Below are 3,089 nucleotides of genomic sequence, written 5' to 3' on the forward strand. Positions count from 1 at the left end.
CTTTATGAGGATTTAATCTTAGGCAACTGTCAGCCACCAAGCTGTCCAAAGCCGACGAATTTATTAGTTACTTCAGTATCACAAACCAGTGTTACAGCAAGTTGGACTGAAACAGGTTCCGCTCCTCAGTGGGAAGTGTATGCCGTTGTAGAAGGAGGAACACCACCTGTTAACGGATCCCCATTGAATACAGGCGTAGCTGGTTATTCAATAGCCACTACCAATGTAGATTTTCCAATCACTAACTTACTACCAGGAACCAAATACCAATATTATGTTCGTGCAATTTGTTCTGCAACAGACATCAGTAACTGGACTTTATTGACACCAAAATCATTTATAACTAGACCTGCAAACGACGAATGTTCAGCAGCAATTAACGTACCGGTGAATCCAACCCAAGTTTGTAGTCAGATTGTTTCAGGAAATACATTAGGAGGGACGGCTTCGATAGAAGTTTCTACTTGCCCTGGAATAGAAAATGACGACGTATGGTTTAGTTTTGTTGCTACAAATAATATTCATATTGTTAACTTACAAAATATCGTAGGTTCAACAACGAGTCTTCGATTTGCAGTTTATGAAGGTGGAGATTGTAGTACATTCAACCAAATATTCTGTAGTGCGACGGGGAACAATAATGCAGTTTTATTAAATTTAACTGCAGGAACGATTTACAAAATTAGAGTGTACACAAACGGAAGTATTGTAACGCAATCAGCATCATTTGATATTTGTGTTTCTACTCCTCCTGCTCCAGCAACTAACGATGAATGTGTAGATGCAATTGACGTTGTTGTGAATACTCTGTCTGAATGTGCTTATGTAACGCCAGGAAATTTAATTGGAGCAACGGGTTCAACCGGAGTTTCAAATACTTGTGTAGGAACTGAAGATGATGATGTATGGTTTAAATTCGTTGCTACTTCAGGAAATCATATTATTTCATTATTGAATGTCGAAGGAACAACAACAAATTTAAATCACGCAGTTTACAGTGGAACATGTTCTAATTTAGTACAGTTATATTGTAGTGCAGCCGGTTCTTTAAATAGTAATAACTTGAATTATGTTATAGGGAACACGTACTATTTAAGAGTTTGGTCAAATGGATCAAATAGTGAAGTAGTGACCTTTAATGTTTGTATTAAACCAGTATCAAGTTGTCAAAATGCAGCACCTTTCTGTGGTGGTAGTGTTGATAATCCATATATTTTCCCTAATACAACAAACTTACCTAACTCTACACAAGTTGCATGTTTGTTTAGTATTCCTAATCCAACGTACTATACTTTGCACGTTGGTCAAACAGGACCGATTAACTTTACCATGTACCAAAACACGAATATTAGTACAACGGGTCAATTACTAGGAAATAATCTTGATGTGGATTTCGTGGCATGGGGACCATTTACTTCTACTGATGCTTGTGATGAAATTGTATTTGGACCATGCCCAGGTGGGTGTGGAAATAATACTTCTAATCCAAACTTTTATCCATTAGGAAACATTGTAGATTGTAGTTACGATGCGGCAGTTACCGAAACGATTTCTATTCCAAATGCTCAAGCGGGAGAATTTTACATCATCTTAATTACGAACTATTCAAATCAAGCAGGTTTTATCAAATTGATTCAAACCAACTTTGATGTTCCTGGTGCAGGAGATACCTTATGTTGTGGTGTTGACTTAGGAGAGGATATCGTTGCTTGTGCAGATTCTGTAACTTTAAATGCGCTAGAAGGAGTAATTGATTTGAACAACGTGCCAGTTGTTTTTGAATGGTACTTTAATAATGTACTTATTGCGGGAGAAACGCAGTCAACAATCACGGTTACTCAGTCTGGAACGTATACGGTAAAAGGAAATTGTGGATTAAATCCTGTAGAAGACAGTATTGAAGTTACATTAAGTCCTGCTATCAACGTAACTTCACCGTTACCTTATGAAATTTGTGATACGGCACCTTTCGATGGTTTTGAAGGTTTTGACTTAAATATATTAACGCCACAAGTTTTAGGAACTTTAGTTGCAACAGATTACAATGTTTCTTATTATATTCTTGAGGCAGATGCTATTGCAGATGCAAATACAGCTATTGACCTTACAACTTTATTCATAAATACGATCGCTTACAATCAGACTATTTATATTAGAGTAGAAAGTAACGCAGTATCAACTTGTTTCTCAGTTGTACCTGTAGATTTAATAGTAGGTGGATCAAGCAGTACTAAATTTGAATATTCATCAGACTTTTTCTGTAAAAATGAATTGCCAAACCCACTACCGATTTATATTGGTGGCGGAGCGGTAGGTGCGTTCACATTCACACCGGCTGGATTAGTTATTAATCCTACAACTGGAGAAATTGATCTTGCAACAAGTGTAGCCGGAAGTTATACAATTACAAATACAATGGTAAATGCAGGTCCATGTGGTGATGCAGTATATTCTGTAATTGTTGTAATTGATGAGCCTGCAAATGCAGACTTTAGTTATGCACAAGCTGAATATTGTCTTGACAATGTTACCACAGTTCCACCAATATTTACTGGAACTGCTACAGCAGGTACATTTACATCAACTCCAGCTGGTTTAGTATTAGACGCTGTTACTGGAGTGATTACATTGCAAGGAAGTACCGAAGGTACTTATGTTGTGACAAATACGATTGACGCAGTGAATGCATGTACGGCTGATGATAATTCATTCACAATCACTCTGATTAAAGCTGCGGCAGCGACAATTGGATACGATGACCCATTCTGTGCTTCAAACTCAACTGCGGAACCAGTGACTTTAACTGGAACAACAGGAGGAACATTTAGTTCAACAACAGGTTTAACGATTGATGCAAATACTGGAACAATTAATCCAAGTGCAAGTAGTCCTGGAGCTTATGTTGTAACTTATACAACTCCAAATGTTACTATATGCGGATCGTTTTCAACTACTGCTAATGTTACAATTGGAAAAGAACTTGAAATCGACTTCACTCAAGGTTGTAACAACAATGCTTATCAATTGGTTGCGGTACCTTTCAACGGAAGTTTTGATATTTCGACTTCTAGTTTCTTATGGACAGGACC

1 protein-coding gene is annotated in these 3,089 nt (G+C 37.4%); it reads left to right on the forward strand.

The genetic code is table 11. The features are described 5' to 3' along the window. A partial coding sequence (locus YWA_RS15790; protein WP_022829221.1) for a fibronectin type III domain-containing protein occupies positions 1-3,089 on the forward strand: 3,089 nt, incomplete at both ends.

Origin of the sequence: Flavobacterium antarcticum DSM 19726, assembly GCF_000419685.1 — a bacterium.
In the GTDB taxonomy this organism is placed as follows: Bacteria; Bacteroidota; Bacteroidia; order Flavobacteriales; family Flavobacteriaceae; genus Flavobacterium; species Flavobacterium antarcticum.